The 18773-nt window shown below is 56.8% G+C and carries 4 protein-coding genes and 2 tRNA genes; all 6 read left to right on the forward strand.

Annotation, left to right across the window (positions count from 1 at the left end; translation table 11 throughout):
* Positions 1–209: 209 nt before the first annotated feature.
* The 6 genes from ACTNBB_RS02780 (at position 210) to ACTNBB_RS02805 (ending at position 18619) form a co-directional block, all read left to right on the forward strand.
* Positions 210–286 (forward strand) — tRNA-Glu (locus ACTNBB_RS02780).
* A gap of 22 nt (positions 287–308) precedes the next feature.
* A tRNA-Glu gene (locus ACTNBB_RS02785) sits at positions 309–385 on the forward strand.
* 151 nt (positions 386–536) lie between these two features.
* Positions 537–1829 (forward strand): lysylphosphatidylglycerol synthase transmembrane domain-containing protein, encoded by a 1293-nt coding sequence (locus tag ACTNBB_RS02790; RefSeq protein WP_441056204.1) that lies wholly within the window; start codon positions 537–539, stop codon positions 1827–1829.
* Positions 1830–1965: 136 nt separating this feature from the next.
* Positions 1966–2577, forward strand: a complete 612-nt coding sequence (locus ACTNBB_RS02795) for a TetR/AcrR family transcriptional regulator (RefSeq protein WP_154515566.1) — start codon at positions 1966–1968, stop codon at positions 2575–2577.
* A gap of 194 nt (positions 2578–2771) precedes the next feature.
* Positions 2772–4433, forward strand: coding sequence for a sensor domain-containing diguanylate cyclase (locus tag ACTNBB_RS02800; RefSeq protein ID WP_441056205.1), 1662 nt, complete (start codon positions 2772–2774; stop codon positions 4431–4433).
* A gap of 245 nt (positions 4434–4678) precedes the next feature.
* Entirely contained in the window at positions 4679–18619 is a 13941-nt protein-coding gene (locus tag ACTNBB_RS02805; protein ID WP_441056206.1) for a SpaA isopeptide-forming pilin-related protein, read from the forward strand.
* Positions 18620–18773 lie beyond the last annotated feature (154 nt).

An 18773-nucleotide genomic window follows, 5' to 3' on the forward strand; every position in this document is an offset into this window, starting at 1 on the left:
TTTTTAGCTACCCCGCTGTCAATAGGACTAAAAATCGTGATTTTGGCAGGGGTAGCTAAAAAAGCCCCGTCCCAAATTAGCTACCCCAGGTTGACCTGTGTGTTCCATAACCTCACGACAAAATTTGGCCAATTTGGAATTTCTTCTTGCGCTCGCGTTTTTTGTCCCGTAATATATATCCTCGCAGCACGGCAGTGCAGATGTCATGTGGCCCGTTCGTCTAGCGGTTTAGGACGCCGCCCTCTCAAGGCGGAGATCACCAGTTCGAATCTGGTACGGGCTACCACTTCTTTTCTGCTGAGGCTTATGGCCCGTTCGTCTAGCGGTTTAGGACGCCGCCCTCTCAAGGCGGAGATCACCAGTTCGAATCTGGTACGGGCTACCAAGTTTTGGATACCCGGCCTTCTTTTCGAAGGGCGGGTTTTTTATTACCTGCGGGCTTGTCTGTTAATCCCATTTGCCCCATAGCTTTACGTTTTGCTTATCTCCCAGACGGGTACAATAGGCCAGATACATTGACGGTCAGAAGGAGCCTCATGACGGAGTCCTCTCAGCATACCCCAAAGCCTCAAGTCGATGTTTCGGGCGGCGATGACAACAAGAGCGCACGTCGTGGTGCCATCTTTATTGGCATTGTGCTGGTGGGCTATATCGTCTATTTGGTCGTGACCGGTCAGATGGGTCAGTTCTGGGCCGCCATGGCTAGCGTTCAGGCGCCGTGGCTCGCTGCCGCGTGCTTCTGCATGTTCCTATACTTGTTTTTTGGCATCGTGGCGTACGCGATTGCCGTATGGCTCGATCCCAATTCGCCTGTCGGCATCCGCGACCTCATTTCGGTCGAGGCGAGCGGCATCTTCTTTGGCAACCTGACGCCCATGATGATGGGCTCCACGCCTGCCCAGATTTATCGCCTGACCAAAGCCGGCCAAAATGTGGGCGAAGCGGGTGCCACGCAGTTCACCCGCTTTATCGTGTACCAGTTTGGTTTGGTGGCATGGGGTGCCATTCTGCTGCTCGCCCGCATGCCGTTTTTCGCCGAGCGCTATGGCGACATGACGCTGCTTTGCGTCTTTAGTTTTGGCGGCCACTGCTGCATTCTTCTCGGCATCTTTGCCGTGGCGTTGATGCCCAAGACCGTCACGCGCGTCGCACATTGTATTATCAATTGGCTCGAGCGCATGGGCGTTTCCGCTACTAAGATCGAGGGCTGGCGTACCTTTGTCGATGGCGAGATCTACTCGTTCTCCGAGAAATTCAAACTCTCTGCCGGCCATTTTTCGTCCATGCTGCTCACGGTCGTCATCACCATGTTGCAGCTGGCGTTTTTCTACCTGGTTCCGTATTTTTTGATGCTTGCCTTTGGTCAGTACGACGTTGACTTTTTCTCGGTCATGGCGGCGAGTGCTTTTGTACAGCTGTTGAGCTCCGCCGTCCCGCTGCCTGGCGGCACCGGTGGTGCCGAGGGCGGCTTCGCGCTGTTCCTGGGTCACTTTTTTGGCACGGCAGCGACTGCCGGCTATCTGCTTTGGCGTCTGATCACCTTTATCGCTCCGACCATTTTGGCCGCCCCTCTTTTGGGCCTTAAGAGCGCTCATAACGAGAGTATCCATGCGCGCTGGGACCGTATGATGTGCAAGCTCGGGCGCACTCCTCAGAAGCCTTCTGCGTCCGTTAAGGCACATCCAGCCTCTCAGGTTACCGTGGACCCCAATCAGCATGCTCAAAAGACTACTGTGGCCTCTAAACCGGCACGGAAGACCTATGTTCGTCAGACTGGCGACGGTATCCGCGTTTCCCCTGCGGCGCTCAATAAAATGAAGCGGCCCTAGAGCCCAGATGGTGAGTCGTGCGTTCTTAATGATGCTCGTCATTGCGATGCTAGATGTAGGATAATCCTCTTACGTTGATTATCTCCCACTTGTACAGGAGCTATAGGTGGGCAGTTGACATGAAGGGGACACGTCTATGGCCACCACTAAACCGCGCCTTGACCGCCGCATCGTTCGCAGTCGCAATGCGATTCTTTCGGCATTCGAGCGACTGCTGATGGAAAAGCCCCTCGCCGATATTACGGTGAGCGCCATCGCGCGCGAGGCAAATGTCGACCGTAAGACCTTCTATGTGCACTTTGGCACGGTGGACGGCTTGCTCGATGCCATTGCCGTGGATGTGGTCGAGATGATTGTCGACTCAGTCGAGAAGACGCTTTCCTCTATGGGCGGTAACACCAACGAGCGCGCACTCGGAGCGGCGGCGACCTTCTTCAAAACCGTTAACGAGGCGCTGTGCAACAATTTGGTGCTCAATCGCCAGCTGATTGAAAACATTCCGCTCGACGACTTTATGGCTCGTCTTCGTGCGCCGCTCGAACATGAGATTGCCGAGCGCGATCTGCTGCCCCAAGGTCTCAAGGACGAGATGTTCGATTACTACCTGGCGTTTCTGCTGTCCGGTATTATCGGTATCTATCGCACGTGGGCATTGTCCGACGGATCGGTTCCCATCGAGCGCGTCTCGGCGGTCGCCAACGACCTGACCCTGAACGGCCTTTCGAGCCTAGAGACCCGTTTGTCTTAGTGCGGCATCCCCTGGGGCTCCCTTGCCGCTCAGGTCGTCTATCCGTAGTGTGATGTTCGATTGATTGGGATGGATCTGAGTAAATACGCCCGGCGATACCCGAAAGATCGGTATCGGTTTTCTTGAATTATTGCGGGAGAGTGATAAAACCTAATTTAGGTTGTTTTGAACCCGGTGACTATGGCCTGATTCTGATGGATATTCAGATGTTTGTTATGGACAGGCAAAGTAGCAATAAAACAGAGATTGAAAATACACGTATGAATAATATCGTTTCCTTGTTTATGTTTAGTCGTTGTGATTATGAGAAAGTAAAACAGAATGCATGGGAAGAAAACTGGAAAGCCATGCGGCTGTATTCTGTTGTGGCGCTTGTTGCCTTTGGAGTCATAACGCTGCTGAGTGCGGTTTCTCTGAGTATCGGAAAATATAAATGGGTGTATCTGGCCTATACGTTCCTTTCTTTGCTCTATTTTTGCATTTCTCGTTGTCAACTTAGAAGCTTCTTGGGGAAAGAGCTGGTTGTATACAGCTTTTTTGCCGCGCTGCTGCTGTTTGGCATTATTACGGGAACGCTGATTACGCCGGAGGAGCTCACGGTCAACTACATTGTGTTCATGATGGTAGCGCCGCTGCTGTTTACCGCTAGAGCGGCGGTCATGAACGGGCTGATTCTGAGCAGCATGCTGCTCTATATCGGACTTGCTTTCTTTGCGCAGCACAACCCAATTCTATCCAAAAACCTCGTGAATGTTATTTTGTACGGGGTGCTGAGCATGTTTCTGACTGCCACGATGATGCGAAGCAAGCTCCAGATAATTCTGTACCATAAGGAAATGGAAGCGTTGGAAGTCAGCAAGCGCGAATCGCAGGAACGACTCCTGAATTACGAGAGATTCCTCACGGACATGGTTCGGTATGCCGCTTCAGAAGCAACTCCGGACAAAGTACTGAATCAACTGGTGGAGTATATCGGACAGCGTGTGACCGCCGATCGAGCGTACATCTTTGAACAGAATGACCGCGGAACGTTTGACAACACCTACGAGTGGTGCAAAGCGGGCGTACCCAAAGAAAAAGATAACCTGCAGGATGTGCCGTATGAAGGCATCATTGAAACATGGTTTGCACAATATCAAGAATCTAACAATGCCATCATCTATGACATTGAAGAATGCAAAAAAACAAACGAAGCCATCTATGAACGGCTGAAACCTCAGGGTGTCAATACCCTTGTGACAGGGCCAATCAAAATCAACGGCAAGATGGTCGGATTCTACGGTGTGGACAATCCTCCCAAAGAGAAACTGCACGAGATCTCGAATGAGATGGATATGATCGAGTTTATGGTCTCTTTTATGATAAGACTGCGCGATAATGCGAATGCACTGGAGCACAGTGCGTTATATGACCAGCTCACAGATTGTAAAAACAGAAAAGCACTGGATTGGGCGTACGCAGAAAAGCTGGAGAAGTATTTTCCCCTGGCGGTTGTCATGTGCGACCTAAATGGCCTAAAGGAAATAAATGACCAAAAGGGACATGACGCCGGTGATAAAGCCATTGTGCAGGCCGCACAGACGCTGAAATCTGTGTTCGGAAAGCGTCATGTGTATCGGCTTGGCGGAGATGAGTTCATTGCGGTTCTGCCAAACATCACACATCCGGCGTTTCAGAAACTACTGGAAACGGCAAAAAGCCAACTGGGGGCTACCGCGTCCCTCGGTACGACGATAAGCGGCACAAAGGACACGGATTTTGAGTCGCTTCTGAAAGCCGCAGATGCGCAAATGTATGAAAACAAGAAGCAATACTACATCTCGGCAGGGAATGATCGGAGAAAACACAGCTTGTGAGAGGGAAAAGCTGCGCATATAAACGTAAAACTGCACGGTAGTTCACGACTTTGACCGCACAGGGCAGCACGGTTCGTGATGTCGCTTTCAAGCAGATGGATGTTGCATTTAATCAGTCTGAAAATGCCCAGACGAGCATTTCGCCTGGGCAAGTAGTGCTCCGCCTTTCTTTAATCCTATTTTTCTCCGGTTGTTGTTTCGGTAAAATATGAGTTCTAGGACACTAATACCGAAAGTAGGTTGGGATGAGGCAGATTAAGCGTGCTTTGGCTTTTGCCCTCACTTTTATCATGTGCGTCGAGGCCCTTTTGGGTAACGGCGTTGCCAGCGCGGTTGCCCTTACGCTTGAGGACGCCCAGTCGTGGCAGGACATTGTCCAACCGTTTACCGAGACCGATGCGGCGAGGGAGTCGGATGACAAGACCGGCTCGGACGCCGCATCGGGCGTCTCGTCGAGCGATAGTTCGGATGAGGCTAGCGCGAGTGCTTCGAACGACGACAAGTCTGACTCAAACACTTCCAACAACACCACCGCCTCCAACGAGGACACTTCTGGCAACCAGGATGCCGTTGACGTGGTCCCGCGCGACTGGTCGCACGATGCCAGCGCGCTCACGGTATCCTCCGAGGGCCTTGCCTTTGACAAGCGCCTGGGAGAGCTTGCTGGAGCAGGCCCCATCGAGGAAATTCCTGTGCAGCTGCCTGCCTCGCTCAACATCAAGTGTGTTCTCAACACGGCGCTGCTTGAAGGCGACACCTTTACCGTCGATCTTCCCGCCGGGCTCACTTTCGACCTCGATTCGGCCAAGCTCCAGGACCATGATGGCATCAAGCGCATTGCCCTCTATCGCTTGGACGCTGAGGGCAATACCACGCGCATCCGCCTTGGGTATGCACAGCTCACTGCCTCTAAGCTTACTGTGGCTTTCGCTACTCCGCATGACGAGCAGACCGATGCCGACCTTTCCTTTGAGGCTCAAGAGTCCTTTGCCGTCGATGCCGATGTACTGCTCGATTCCGCGCTCCTTAAAGACGAGGAGTCAACGCTTGACTGGGCGATACAACAGACGCAGACCGAGGGCGTGCGCACTTGCGAGCTCACTATTCCCGCGCGCTCCCATGTTGAGGGGCTTCTTGGGATTGATAGGGCCGATGCTTCCTCAACGGTTGCCGTCACTGTGGCGGGCACCTCCCAGGATCCGGTTTCTGCGGTGACTCCTGTGGATTCTTACGGCAGCAAGATCACGTTCACCACGTTTTGGGCCGATAACAACAACGCCAACCGCCCGTCCGCGGAGGCTCTCCAGAATCGAAACGAATACCGTGTGTTCTATTCTCTTGATGGCGGTAAGACCTATGTGGCGCTCACCAAGGACGGAGATAACCTGTCCGATGAAGCGGCCACGCAGCTCGGATTTACCCAGGAGACCCTCGATGCCGCCAAGACCGATGGCCACTTGGTAAGCGTTGCAGCGTCCACGGTCTCCGAATACGAGGCGTCTGTGGTACTCGCAGGCAAGCTTCCCGCCAAGGTCGTGACGCGAACGGACGACGGCACGGCGCAAGAACAGCCCATCACGTATGCAATTTCCCACGTGACGGCTGGCGGTGGGGCCGTGGAAGTCAAAACTGGCTCGACGCTCTATCCTAACTCCAACGCCGACCCTTCGCAGAGCTCTGAGTCTGGCGACTACATCGTGCCCGACTCCTCCATGCTGAGTGACCGTACGGACTATGTGGAGCCCTATGCCAAAGAATGTCTGATGATGCTCAAAAACGTTAGCTTCAACGTCGATGTCCACATCGGCAACGATATGGTAGATCACAACCTTTCCGGCGATAATGGCTGGTATTCGAGATGGGGTAAGTACCTGACCCTTACGGCTGCGCGGCATATGGGTGCGTCTGACGACAAGGATGTAAGCAATATCAACGGGGACGGTCTTCTGCAGCTCATCGAACACCAGCTCTTTAGTGTTACCTGGAATGACAATGCTTCCAACAACTATGTTATAAGCGGTCGCATGCCGGCCTACCATCCATCCGGCGTGTCGATGAAGTACCGCCTGATCCAGCAGACAATAGATAACTCCGGCACCTCCGGCTATCGCGATGCCTACGAGGTCTCCTACGACAACAAGGTTGTTCCCGACTATGCGAGCGATATCTCCGCGTGCTACAGCGGCGGTACTATGACGGTGCGCCATACGGGCACCACGCGGTTTGAGGCTACCAAGGTCTGGCTCGACGACTACGTGCCCGGTTCGACCGATTCCAATGGCAACGAGATTTCGCGCCCTGCGGCCACCTATACCCTGTGGCGCTATTCCGCAAGGCCCGGCAACGATGCGCGGAGCGCGGCGCAGGTGGTCGTGATGACGGGTGATCGCAAAGGCGAGTTCGTAAAGCTCGAGGTCACGGCCGAGCAGAATAATAAGCTGGGCGCGAGCTACAACAGTGAAGACGGTTCCATCAACAACGCTAAGATGGACCTTGGGAAGATGTTGCTCAATAAGTACGGCACCGATGGCTTCACGCAGTTTGCCAAGTACGATCCCGAGGGCTACCCCTATATCTACCAGCTCCGCGAGTCGACCCTCGCGGGTTATGAGCATGTGTTCGGCAAGGTCGACAACGAGGGCAACACGTCGGGCGATCTCGGTCCCAACTATTTCAGTGCAAGCGATACATACACCGAGTATTTGCTTGATGGATGGATGCGCTCCGATTCCGACAACTTTGGCGTCTACAACGGCGGTACGCTCACCAATCGTCGTGCTGAGACCGTAACCGTTAGCGCCAAGAAGCGCTGGGATATCGGCGCCTATCAAGATCAGCTCGGTACCGTCGAGGTGAGCTTTCAGCTCCAGCGCATCCTTAAAGAGCATGCTACATACAACAACGGACAGTGGTTCTCTAACGAAGATCCCATGTATGGAGCTGATGGCTCGCTTATCGGCACCTATACCTGGAACGACGTCGCTGACGGTCGCGTCACGCTTAACGGCTGGAGCGCCGAGAATTCTGAGCAGTCCTTCTCGAAGAGCGGCCTGCCCCGATATGACGAGCTGGGCAACGAGTACGTTTACCGCTGGCAAGAGGTTGAGGTGCTGGACACGCAGGATCCTGACCGGTTCTCTGCCTTGCCTACCACACCGGACGGCCCGTTTCAGTTTTATGGCACGTTTACTGATGCTAACGGCAACCAGAATCTCCTTTTCTGTTATGGCGAATATGATGCTAAAGAGAAATGTTTTGTCAACAGCTACGTGGATACAGTTGATGCGACCGTTGATAAGTATTGGCAGGCCCTTGATGCCGAGGGCAATCCTATTTGGACACAGGATGCCAAACAATGTGGTAATGGCGTTGCTCCAAAGGTAACGGTCAAGGTAATCCGCAACGATTCGCTGCTTACAACGATTGAGCTGGACGGTCGCGTTGATCCCACGCCCAATCTTCAGACGATTCCTGGCTCTTCCTGGGAGCTTGGCTGGTGGGAGACGAGTCCTTGGCATGTTGAGTTTATCCGTCTACCCAAATATGACGACAACGGGTCTAAGTACGACTACCTCTTTCTTGAGGAATCGGTGGATGGCTTTAACCTAGACCATACGGTTCGCGGTATCGACCCCGAGTCTCGCAAAATCTATACCAAGTTTTATAACCGGCCCGTGATTGAAGGCAATGCCTCCAGTTCGAAATTTGCTGTCTCCAAGAAATGGCTTGATAGCGGCAACGCTGCCTCCCGCGTGCCTGTTGAGATTGGCCTGTATGCGAAGCACGATATCGTTTCTCAAAGGGATGAACAGTTGGCCTATAGAGAGGGTGAACTGATTAATAAGGTCACCCTTAACGAAGAGAACTCTTGGTACGACGAATTAAATGTCCCAGTTGGCGGGCTTTCCAAGGATGACGTCTCTATCAGAGAGCTGTCTACGCTTAATAGCAGCGATACACCAGACGACCTAGAATATGAGGTCATCGATCGCGATACTGCTGTTCGCAGGGCTACATACGGCTCTTCCGAGGAGATTGCGGCCTATGGTTCGCTGCTTAGAAATTGGCCTGAGACAGATACCTCTACTCGCATGATCTCCAAGAACCTTTCGCAGGGCTTTTCGTATGAGGTATCGTATGGGGAAAATCGCGATAAAAATTCTCTCGAGGTCACGAATCGCCGCGTTGGTTCGGTGGATATCTCTATCGATAAGACCTGGGCTGACGCTGGATCTGCTGAGAGCAAGCGCCCCAAGGCTCAGATAACAATCTCTGCGCCCGCATCGAGCTCCGAGTTTACGTTTGTCTGTGACAACAGTCGGGAGCTGTTCGTTAGGGTTGCCGGTAAAATCGACCAGCCTCTAAAGAAAAAAGATTCGGAGGGCAACTTTAGCTCGCTAACTGGGTCTGCTGACGCCTCCGAAAACACCGATGTGATTGTTTCAGAGGATTCAAAGTCCATTACCTTTACGGTCGATGTGAACAAGGCCTCATCCTTCTTCTCCGTCGTGGGACTTCCTAAGTACGATCTTTCCGGCGCCATCGTTGATTGGAAGGTCGAGGAGAATATCGTCAATGCCGGTGACTATCGATCCGTCGGCGGACTTTCGAGCACAGACTTCGGTTCGCCCTGGCATCAGGAAGACCAGCTCAACTATTCGTTTACTAACAAGCGTACGGGCACCAAGGACGTGACGTTCCATACCAAGTGGTTTGACCACTACGTCAAGGACGTCCTCAACCAGCGCCCTGACGTTAAGCTGGTGCTGTATCGTGCGGCTTATACGTATGACGATAACGGCAATATCATTAAAGATGGCAATGGAAATCCCGTAATTACGCTCTCGTCGGTTTCTCCTTCCGAGTACGACGGCCACTTTGAGTGGGTGTCGTCCGACCCAGCCGATCGCCTGCGCAACGACACCAAGGGTGACTTTACCCAATACGCCACGTTCAAGAACCTTCCCAAGTACGACGGCAACGGCGGACAGTACGTCTATTACGCGCGTGTGGATATGAATGTCCTGGATGACACCAAGGGCGCGCTCGACTACTATGATGACGATACGGTTTCGAAGGATTCCTATACAAAGGACCCCGGCTCGTGGGATAAGGCAGATGACGAGGTTGGATCGTTTGCCGATTGCCTCCTTGCAGACAACGACCAGCAGCTCGTTTACCGTGAGGACTCGACGTTCAATTTCCATATCCACGGCTCGGTAACGGTCTCGGGTGAGAAGCTGTGGGAGAACGTCCCTGTCGGTTACTCCAAAGACGACCTGCCGGCGATTTCTATCTACGTGCAGCGCCGCCTGCTTGCGGGTTCGTACGGAGCTAACGGCAACTGGACCGATGGCGCTGCTTTGCCTTGGTCTGGCCTTGCACTGAATGTGGATGATACGCAGGCAAAGGGCTATACCGTGGCCAGCTCTAATACGGGTAAGACCGACTCTGGTCAGGAGATCCTTGACGGCAAGACTGCTGTGGCCTGGACGGACAGCCTTGAGAAAGACGGCAACAACTGGACGTTCAGCATCGGCCAGTACGGGGACAATTCCAATAGCAACGCTCTGCCGAGCGATAATAAGCTCGCGGCCTATGATGCCGAGGGACGTCGCATTGAGTACCGTGTGCGCGAGGTCATCGATGGCATTGTTGGTAAGCCTGGCTGGGACCTCAAGCCCGAAAGCGAACTCGATAAGGCCTTTGACAAGGTCTACGATATTAGATATACGGACTTCTCGATCAGGAATACCTATAAGTCTAAGCAGAGCAAGCTCACGCTGCACAAGGTCTTTACGGGGCGTGCCGACGTTGACACCAAGTATCCCGACTCGACGTTTAGACTGTACCGCTACTACGTCAAGGATGATGACTCCAAGAGCGCTCTGACCTTTGTGGCTGAGCAGACGCTCAAGGGCGAGGACGTCAATCATGGCACCGAGTCCGGTGCTGTCACGTTTGACAACCTCGACATCTACGCGCCCTCAGGTGCCAAGTGGCGATACGTTGCCGTTGAGGTTGTGCCCAACGGCTACACCGCCACGAGCGGCAAGGGCGAGCTTGCCGCCGATGCTTCCGGTTTTAAGTCTTCGGATGAGTGGGCGACCGCCAACGGCGTGTCGCTTCCCACGGACGTGACCGGTGCCCTCTCCATGGGCCCCACCGTCGTGCTTAAAGAAGCTGGCACTGAACCCGACGTGACGTTTAAGAACGCCTATGAGCCTGCTACAGCGACGCTTACGGGTAAAAAGATCTGGCAAGACCGTAATAACGTGTTTAGCACGCGGCCTGATTCGATCACGATCGAGTTGACGCGTAAATACCAGAACGGCACCTTGGATGAGGACCTTGATGCTGGCCTGGTCAATCTCCAGTGCGATAATCCTGATCTGGAGAACTATATCTCCTGGGACAAATCTTCTGATACAGGTTCTTGGACCTATACCATCAAGAACCTCGAAAAATGGGCGCCCGATGGTACCCTGTGGCGATATGACGTTCGTGAGACGGTGACGCCGTATCAATATTGCATAAACGGTAACGGCGGCTCGTGCCTCTCCGATCCAGGCTTGCTCCCCAATATCACCAACGTCCTGAATGGCCAGGTTGGTTTTTCCAAGCAGTGGGATGCTCTTGATGATTGGAAGCAACGGCCGATCCAGTACTTTACACTCCAGGCGCGAGAGGCTGGCACCGACTCTGATTGGATGGAAGCGGGCACGTTCTTTACCGCTCATGGTGTTAACGTGGGTACCGCGTCGAGCTATATAGACACGGTCAACAACATAGATACCGGCCTGACGTGCTATACGCTTTCTAATGGTTCTGGCGTTCCTAAAACGGTCGATCAGCTGACGCCAATGGAAAATGACGGCAAGGGTCCCTACAACTTCAAAAGCCATTGGACCATGCTCCCGCTCTCTCTCGGTACCGGTTCTTCTGCGGTTAACGTTGAATATCGCGTTGTCGAAAGCCTTCTGGTCTATGAGCAGCAGCGGGAGTCTAAGGTCAAGGTCTATCTTGACTGCGATAAGAACGGAAACTACTCAGTAAGGGATAGCGGGGCGAGCATCTACCTGCCCTCTCAGACTGAAGAGCATGCATCTGGAAGCTCAACCTGGAAATCGAACATTACCAACGAGTTGAAGGGTACAACGACTTCGATAAAGGTTCGCAAGACTTGGGATGATGGCGACAACGCTTGGGTAACACGTCCGGGCACGTCTTCTCCAAATGACTCCTGGGCTACGACGTTTGTTCTGCAGCGCTCTTCTGATGGCGGGGATACGTGGAAGTGGTTTACCAAGTACGGGTCCGTTGTAAGTAGCCCGTTCAACGACGACTCGGTCCTTAACGGCAACCTGCTTACGAAGGTTGTTAGAACTGCCGATACCGACGTTTCGTTTGACAATTTACCTGCTAAGGGCGTTGGTGCGGACGCGACATATCAGTATCGCGCTGTGGAGCTGGTTAAGGGTAGCTATCTGGCTACGACCGCTCCGAGTGATGTTCTGGCCACGAGCGCCGACGGGTCGATGCGTCTTGAGCTTGTGCCGGCTACGGCCGATGGCGGAACCCAGAATTATGTAAACAAGCTGGTGACGACTTCCGTCAGCGGTACTAAGACTTGGAATGACTGGGGCTCGGGGCTTGCTTCGACGCTTGATCCTTCTACCTGCGGTATTGAGCTCAATTTGTATCGAAAGGTTGAGGGTGGCAGCGAGGAACTAGTCAAGGTTGCCGATGCCACTGGCGCCCTGCGTGATGCGGCGCCTAAGTGGACCAAGAATGAAGATGGCACCTGGACCTACGAGTTTACGGGATTGCCCCAGACCGACCAGAACGGCAAGGTGTATTCCTACAGCGTGAAAGAGGTCGACGGGTCCGTTGCCGGTTGGTATAACGCTCAAAATAATAATGGCTCGCTTACCAACGCTGCGACGCGCTTGACGTTTGACAAGGTCGAGGGCGGAAGCGGTACGGGCATTGCCGCCGATACGAAGCTCAACGGCGTGAAGTTGGAGGTCCTGGATAGCACTGGCAAGAAGGTCGCTACGTGGTCGCGCGATGAGAATGGCGCTGTCTCCGTTACTGTGGAGGACGGTTATGGCAAGGCTGGCGCCGGCGAAAACGCTGGCTGGATTGTGGGTTTGCCGGCAGGGGAGTACAAGGTTCACGAGGCTGCTGTTCCTGTGGGCCATGTCGCCGTGGCGGACTTCACGGTCAAGATCGGCGTCGATGGCGTCGTGACGCACAAGGGCGTGGAGCTCGACGCTTCCGCCGCCAAGATCACGGTGGCCGACCCGCTCTACCGCTCCGCCTTCTCGCTGGAGAAGGTCTACAGGCACGGAGATTCCGAGCTGCCGGTCTCGGGCATGACGTTCGACCTCTACCGCGGCACCTACGATGCCTCCTCCGTTGACGGCGGCGGTGTGAAGATCGCCGAGATCGTGACGGACGCCGACGGCAAGTGGTCTGCCGATGGCTCCGTTCCGTGGATGAACCACGATGACGCCTTTGGCGTGCTCGCCGGCTACTTTGTCAGGCAGTCCGACGGCCTGCCCGCGGGCAAATACTACCTGGTCGAGACGGGCGAGTCCGCGCTTACCAAGAAGCCCGGCGCGGCCGGCGCGGTGAAAAAGTTCACGCTGGGCGACAGCGGCAATACTTTTTCGTTCGATGTCAAGAACGATGAGTTCAACGCGGGGCTCGCCATTGCCAAGCGCGATTCCAAGACCAATGCGGCCATTAGCGGGGCAACGTTTAAGCTGGTCTATACGCCGATGAATACGACCTCTCCCGTTGAGATCACGGGACTCAAGAGCGGCCAATCTTATGCTCTTGATGGCACGGGTACGGCGCTCGATTCGAGCAAGACGTCCTATGCCTCCGATGGTGACCTTAAAGTCTCCGGACTCAAGAAGGGCAGCTACCAGCTTGTCGAGGTCGCGCCGGCTACAGGCTATAAGGCGCGTGGCGACGGTGAGGCCGTCGTGGCTACGTTTGACGTTGCGGACGACCAAAACGGCTCGTCCAACGTCCTGGCACCCAACGGCGGAGAGGCCCCGGTTGTTACCAACGAACCGTATCTGGGTAGCGTGTCGATGAACAAGGTCGACGACAACGGCACCGCCGTTCCGGGTGCAAAGTTCAAGCTGCAGCGCCGTGACGGTGATAATTGGATCGATGTTGACGGTGATGTTCTTGTGACCGTTAGCAATGGTGCCATTACGGTATCCGATCTCGCTTGGGGTACCTACCGCTTTGTGGAGGTTGCCCCCGCGGACGGTTACTACGTGGGTTCTGGCACTGTTGCAACCAATGAGATCACCATCTCTGCAAGCAATGTTGAGGGCTCCGTTACTACGCCTTTGAGCTGCGGAACCGTTACCAATCATGTGCTCGGGCTTAAGATTCGCAAGGTTAACTATTCCCATGACGATTTGCCGGGCGCGCGCTTTGTCGTTAGGGGCGAGTTTGCCGATCGCACGACTTCCAAGGAGCTCGTAACCGATGCGAACGGCCTGGCCTCGCTGGGGTCTGCGCAACTGATCGTGGGTAACACCTATACCGTGACCGAGACCGAGGCCCCTGCGGGCTACAAGATCGGCGACGGCTCTGCGGCAAGCGCGTCCTGCCGCTTTACCGTCAAGGCTGACGGCACCTTTGCGGCTGACGGCACCTATACCGACACCGTGTGGTCTGCGGCGGGCACGGGCACGCTTGAGCTCACCATGAAGGACACGGCCAATGCCGTTTCGCTCTCCAAGGCCGACGCGAGCTCGCACGTGTTTGTTTCGGGTGCGACGTTTACCGTGTATGGTAAGTTCTCCGATACGGGTGAGGATGCCAAGACGGTGCAGCCCACCAGCGGTGCGGTTACGCTGAGTGGTCTCATTGGCGGCGAGATCTACCGTATCGAAGAGTCTGTCGCACCGGCTGGCTACGGGCGCCTGAGCTCCAGCCTGTACGTCAAGTTTGATGCTGCCGGTAGCAAGCTTTCCGTGGTGGACGCCCAAGGCAACGCGCTCGAGAGTGTTCCGAGCGGCTGGGAAATCGCCGAAAACGAGGCGATTGCCGCGCTCGACAGCAAGACGCGTTTGAGCTTTAACAAGGTTGACGCCGCGGGTAACGGTACCGGTACCTCGAATTCGCTTAACGGTGTTACGCTTGAGCTGTTGAAGGGTTCTAGCGTTGTTGCAAGCTGGTCTCGTGATGAGAACGGAAACGTGAGCGTTTCCGTTAAGAGCGGTTATGGCGAGGCCGGCAGCGATGCCGATGCTGGTGTAATCTTTGGCTTGTCCGCCGGTGTCTATACGGTGCGCGAGCCCCGTGTGCCTGCTGGACACCTTGCCGTTAGCGACTTTAAGGTCAAGATCGATGACGAGGGCAAGGTCTCTTTGGTGGACGCTCCCGAGGGCGTCTCGCTTGACGATCACGGTGTGACCGTCACGGTGGCCGACCCGCTCTACCGCTCCGCCTTCTCGCTGAAGAAGGTCTACAGGCACGGTTCCTCCGAGCTTCCGGTTGCGGGTATGAGCTTTGAGCTTTATCGCGGTGCGTACTATTCCTCCGCTGCCAACGGCGGCGGCATCAAGATCGCCGACATTATGACGGACGCCAACGGCAAGTGGTCTGCCGATGGCTCCGTTCCGTGGATGAACCACGAGAACGCCTTTGGCGTGCTCGCCGGCTACTTTGTCAGGCAGTCCGACGGCCTGCCCGCGGGCGAGTACTACCTGGTCGAGACGGGCGAGTCCGCGCTCACCAAGAAGCCCGATGGGGCCGGGGCGGTGACCGAGTTCACGCTTGGCGACAACGACAGGGGCGCGGTGAAGGCCGTCAAGGTTACGAACGGCGAGTTCAACGCTCAGCTCGAGATCCATAAGCAGGACGCTCTCACGCGGGCTCCCGTTAACGGCGCCGCGTTCGAGCTGCGCTACACGCCCCTGGGCTCCACTGATGCTGTGGCTATCGGCGGGCTCAAGTCCGGCTATTCGTACGCGCTTAACGCCGCGGGCACGGGTTGCCTGGCCCCTGTTCCCGCCACGCCGGGCGCGCTCAGGGTGACGGGCCTCAAGAAGGGCAATTATCAGCTTGTCGAGACCGCGCCTGCGATTGGCTATGGCTCCATTGGGGCCGATGACACGGTGGTGCGCGAGTTTAAGGTCCTTGGTGGCTCTGACGCTCTCGCCAACGTTATCTCCGACCCGGTTGTCGACAACGCGCCGTTGCTCGGCAGCGTGTCGATGCGCAAGGTCGATGTCGACGGCAGCGGTATCGAGTCCGCGCAGTTCAAGTTGCAGCGACTTGTCGGCGGCGACTGGACGGATGTTGCGGGCGGCCTCTATACGACCGACGCTGACGGGCGCATCACCGTGACGGGTCTCGCTTGGGGTACCTATCGCTTTGCCGAGGTCGCGCCTGCCGCAGGCTTCTACATGAGCGGCAGCGTCACCACCAAGAGCGTTACCGTTGGGGCCGATAACGTGGCGGGCTCCATCGTTTCGCCCCTCGATTGCGGCACGGTGACCAACAAGAGGCTCGGCTTCGGTCTCGTCAAGTTAAACGACGACGGCGAGCACCTCTCGGGCGCGCGCTTTACGGTGACGGGCGAGTTCTCCGACGGCTCGGCCGCGCACGATCTCGTGACCGCCGCCGACGGCACGGCTTCGCTGCCCGATGGCCTGCTCGTGGCGGGGGAGACCTATACCGTGACGGAGACTGCGGCGCCCGAGGGCTACAAGATCGGCGACGGATCCGCTGCGAGCGCCTCCGTCTCCTTCAGGGTGGGCTCCGACGGTTCCTTTACCGCCGTTGGCGATTACAAGCACGGCATCTGGTCGCTCTCCGGCACGGGCAGGCTATCGCTCGCCATGAAGGACCGGGCCAACAGCGTCTCTCTCTCCAAGGCGGACGCCGCGACGGGCGATTTCGTGGCCGGTGCGACCTTTACCGTCACCGGGCGCTTCTCCGATAGCGCCGACGGCTCAAAGACCGTCAGCCCCGTGGGCGGTGCCGTCGAGCTGCGCGGCCTCATCAACGGCGAGGTCTACCGTGTCGAGGAGACTGCCGCACCGGCTGGCTACGGGCGCCTGGACGCGCCGCTCTACGTTCGCTTCGACGACCGTGGCGAGCGCCTTGTTGTGGTCGATAAGCGCGGCGCGGCGCTCTCGCGGGCCCCCGAGGGCTGGGACGTGGCTGACGGTCGTGCGATCGTCGCCAACAACGTGCGCAACCGCCTGACGTTCGATAAGGTGGAGGGCGGCTCGGGCACGGGCGCCGTTGCGGGCTCCGCCCTCAACGGCGTTGCCTTCGAGCTCTCGAGCGGCTCCGATGTGGTGGCCACGTGGGCGCGCTCCGATGAAGGCGTGGTCTCCACGACCGTTGCGTCTGGCTATGGCGAGTCCGGCTCCGGCGCTGACGCGGGCTGGCTCGTGGGCCTTCCCGCCGGCACGTACCGGGTCCACGAGTCCGTGGTGCCCGCGGGCCATGTCGCCGTGGCGGACTTCACGGTTAAGATCGATGCCGAGGGCGTCGTGACGCTCGGGGGCGCGCACGAGGGCGTCGAGCTCAACGCTTCCGCCGCCAAGATCACGGTGGCCGATCCGCTCTACCGCTCTGCGTTCTCGCTGGAGAAGGTCTACAGGCACGGTTCTTCCGAGCTGCCGGTCGCGGGCATGACGTTCGACCTCTACCGCGGCACCTACCATGCCTCCTCCGTTGACGGCGGCGGCGTGAAAATCGCCGCGATCGTGACTGATGCCGATGGCAAGTGGAGTGCGGACGGCTCCGTCGAGTGGCTCAACCGCGATGGCGCCTTCGGCTCGCTCGCCGGCTACTTTGTCAGGCAGTCCGACGGCCTGCCCGCGGGCGACTACTACCTGGTGGAGACGGGCGAGTCCGCGCTCACCAAGAAGCCCGGCGCGGCCGGCGCGGTGACCGAGTTCACGCTGGGTGGCAGCGATAGGGGAACGACGAAGGCCGTCAAGGTCGAGAACGACGAGTTCAACGCGGGGCTCGCCATTGAGAAACGCGATGCCGCGACCGGATCTCCGGTCAACGGTGCGGGCTTCGAGCTCGTCTACACGCCGCTTGGCAAGGCTGACTCCGTGACGATCTCCGGGCTTAAGACCGGCTGTTCATATGTGCTCGACGCGACGGGCACGCAAGTGGCGGCGCATTCCTCAAATGCGGACGGCTGCCTTAAGGTGACGGGCCTCAAGAAGGGCGGCTATCGGCTTATCGAGACGGTTTCCGCAACCGGCTATGCGCCGGTTGCGCCGGGCGGCTCGCTCGTGAGCTCGTTCGATGTGCTCGATGCCGCTAATGGGGTCGGCAACGTGCTCGCCACGGCAGACGGCTCGGCTCCCGTCGTTACCAACGAGCCGCTGCTGGGTAGCGTGTCGATGCGCAAAGTCGACGAGGGCGGACAGCCCATTGCCGGCGCAACGTTTAAGCTGCAGCTCAAGAGCGGTTCGGACTGGGTCGATGTGGGCGATGGCCGCGCAACCGATACGGATGGCTCCATCGTGGTGACGGGTCTCGCGTGGGGCACCTATCGCTTTGTCGAAGTCGCCCCCGCGGCTGGCTATTACCTCGATCGCGAGGAAGTCGCTACAAACGAACTGACCGTTACGGCAGATAATGTGGCCGGTTCCATCGAGTTACCGCTCGACTGCGGCACAGTGACCAATACGGCTTTTGCCCTAAAGCTCCTCAAGCGTAATGGGTCCGGCGATGCGCTGCCCGGTGCGGTCTTTACTGTTGAAGGCCGGTTTGCCGACGGCTCATCTGTCGTTGAACTTACCAGCGGCGACGATGGCATCGCCTCGCTTGGCTCGGCCCAGCTCGTGGCCGGGGAGACCTATACCGTGACGGAGACTGCGGCGCCTGCCGGTTACATGATCGGCGACGGCACCGCCTCGAGCGCGTCGTTCTCCTTCTCGGTTGCCGCGGACGGATCTTGGTCCGCTGTGGGTGAGAGCAACCCCGCCGTCTGGTCCATGAGTGGCACGGGCTCGCTTGAGCTTGCTGTGACCGATAAGGCCCATACGGTCTCGCGTTCCAAGGACGGCATGCCCGGCACGGGCGACAGTCTGTTTGCTGTCTCTGACGCGCTCGCAACGCTTGGTCTCATGGCGCTTGCCATTGGCTTGCGTCGCACGCGTCGACGCAGCTAGGCGGTTATTAATTACGCCAAGGCGGGGCATACGGTTCATCACCGTACGCCCCGCCTTTCTTGTCTGATGCGTCATCCCGCGTTAGCAGCTGCCCTTTGCCGCTCGTATCGCTTTCGCCCATGATCGTGCCGCCGATCGCGTCGAAAATGTTGGT

This window comes from Collinsella sp. HCP28S3_B9, assembly GCF_052066095.1.
GTDB lineage: Bacteria > Actinomycetota > Coriobacteriia > Coriobacteriales > Coriobacteriaceae > Collinsella.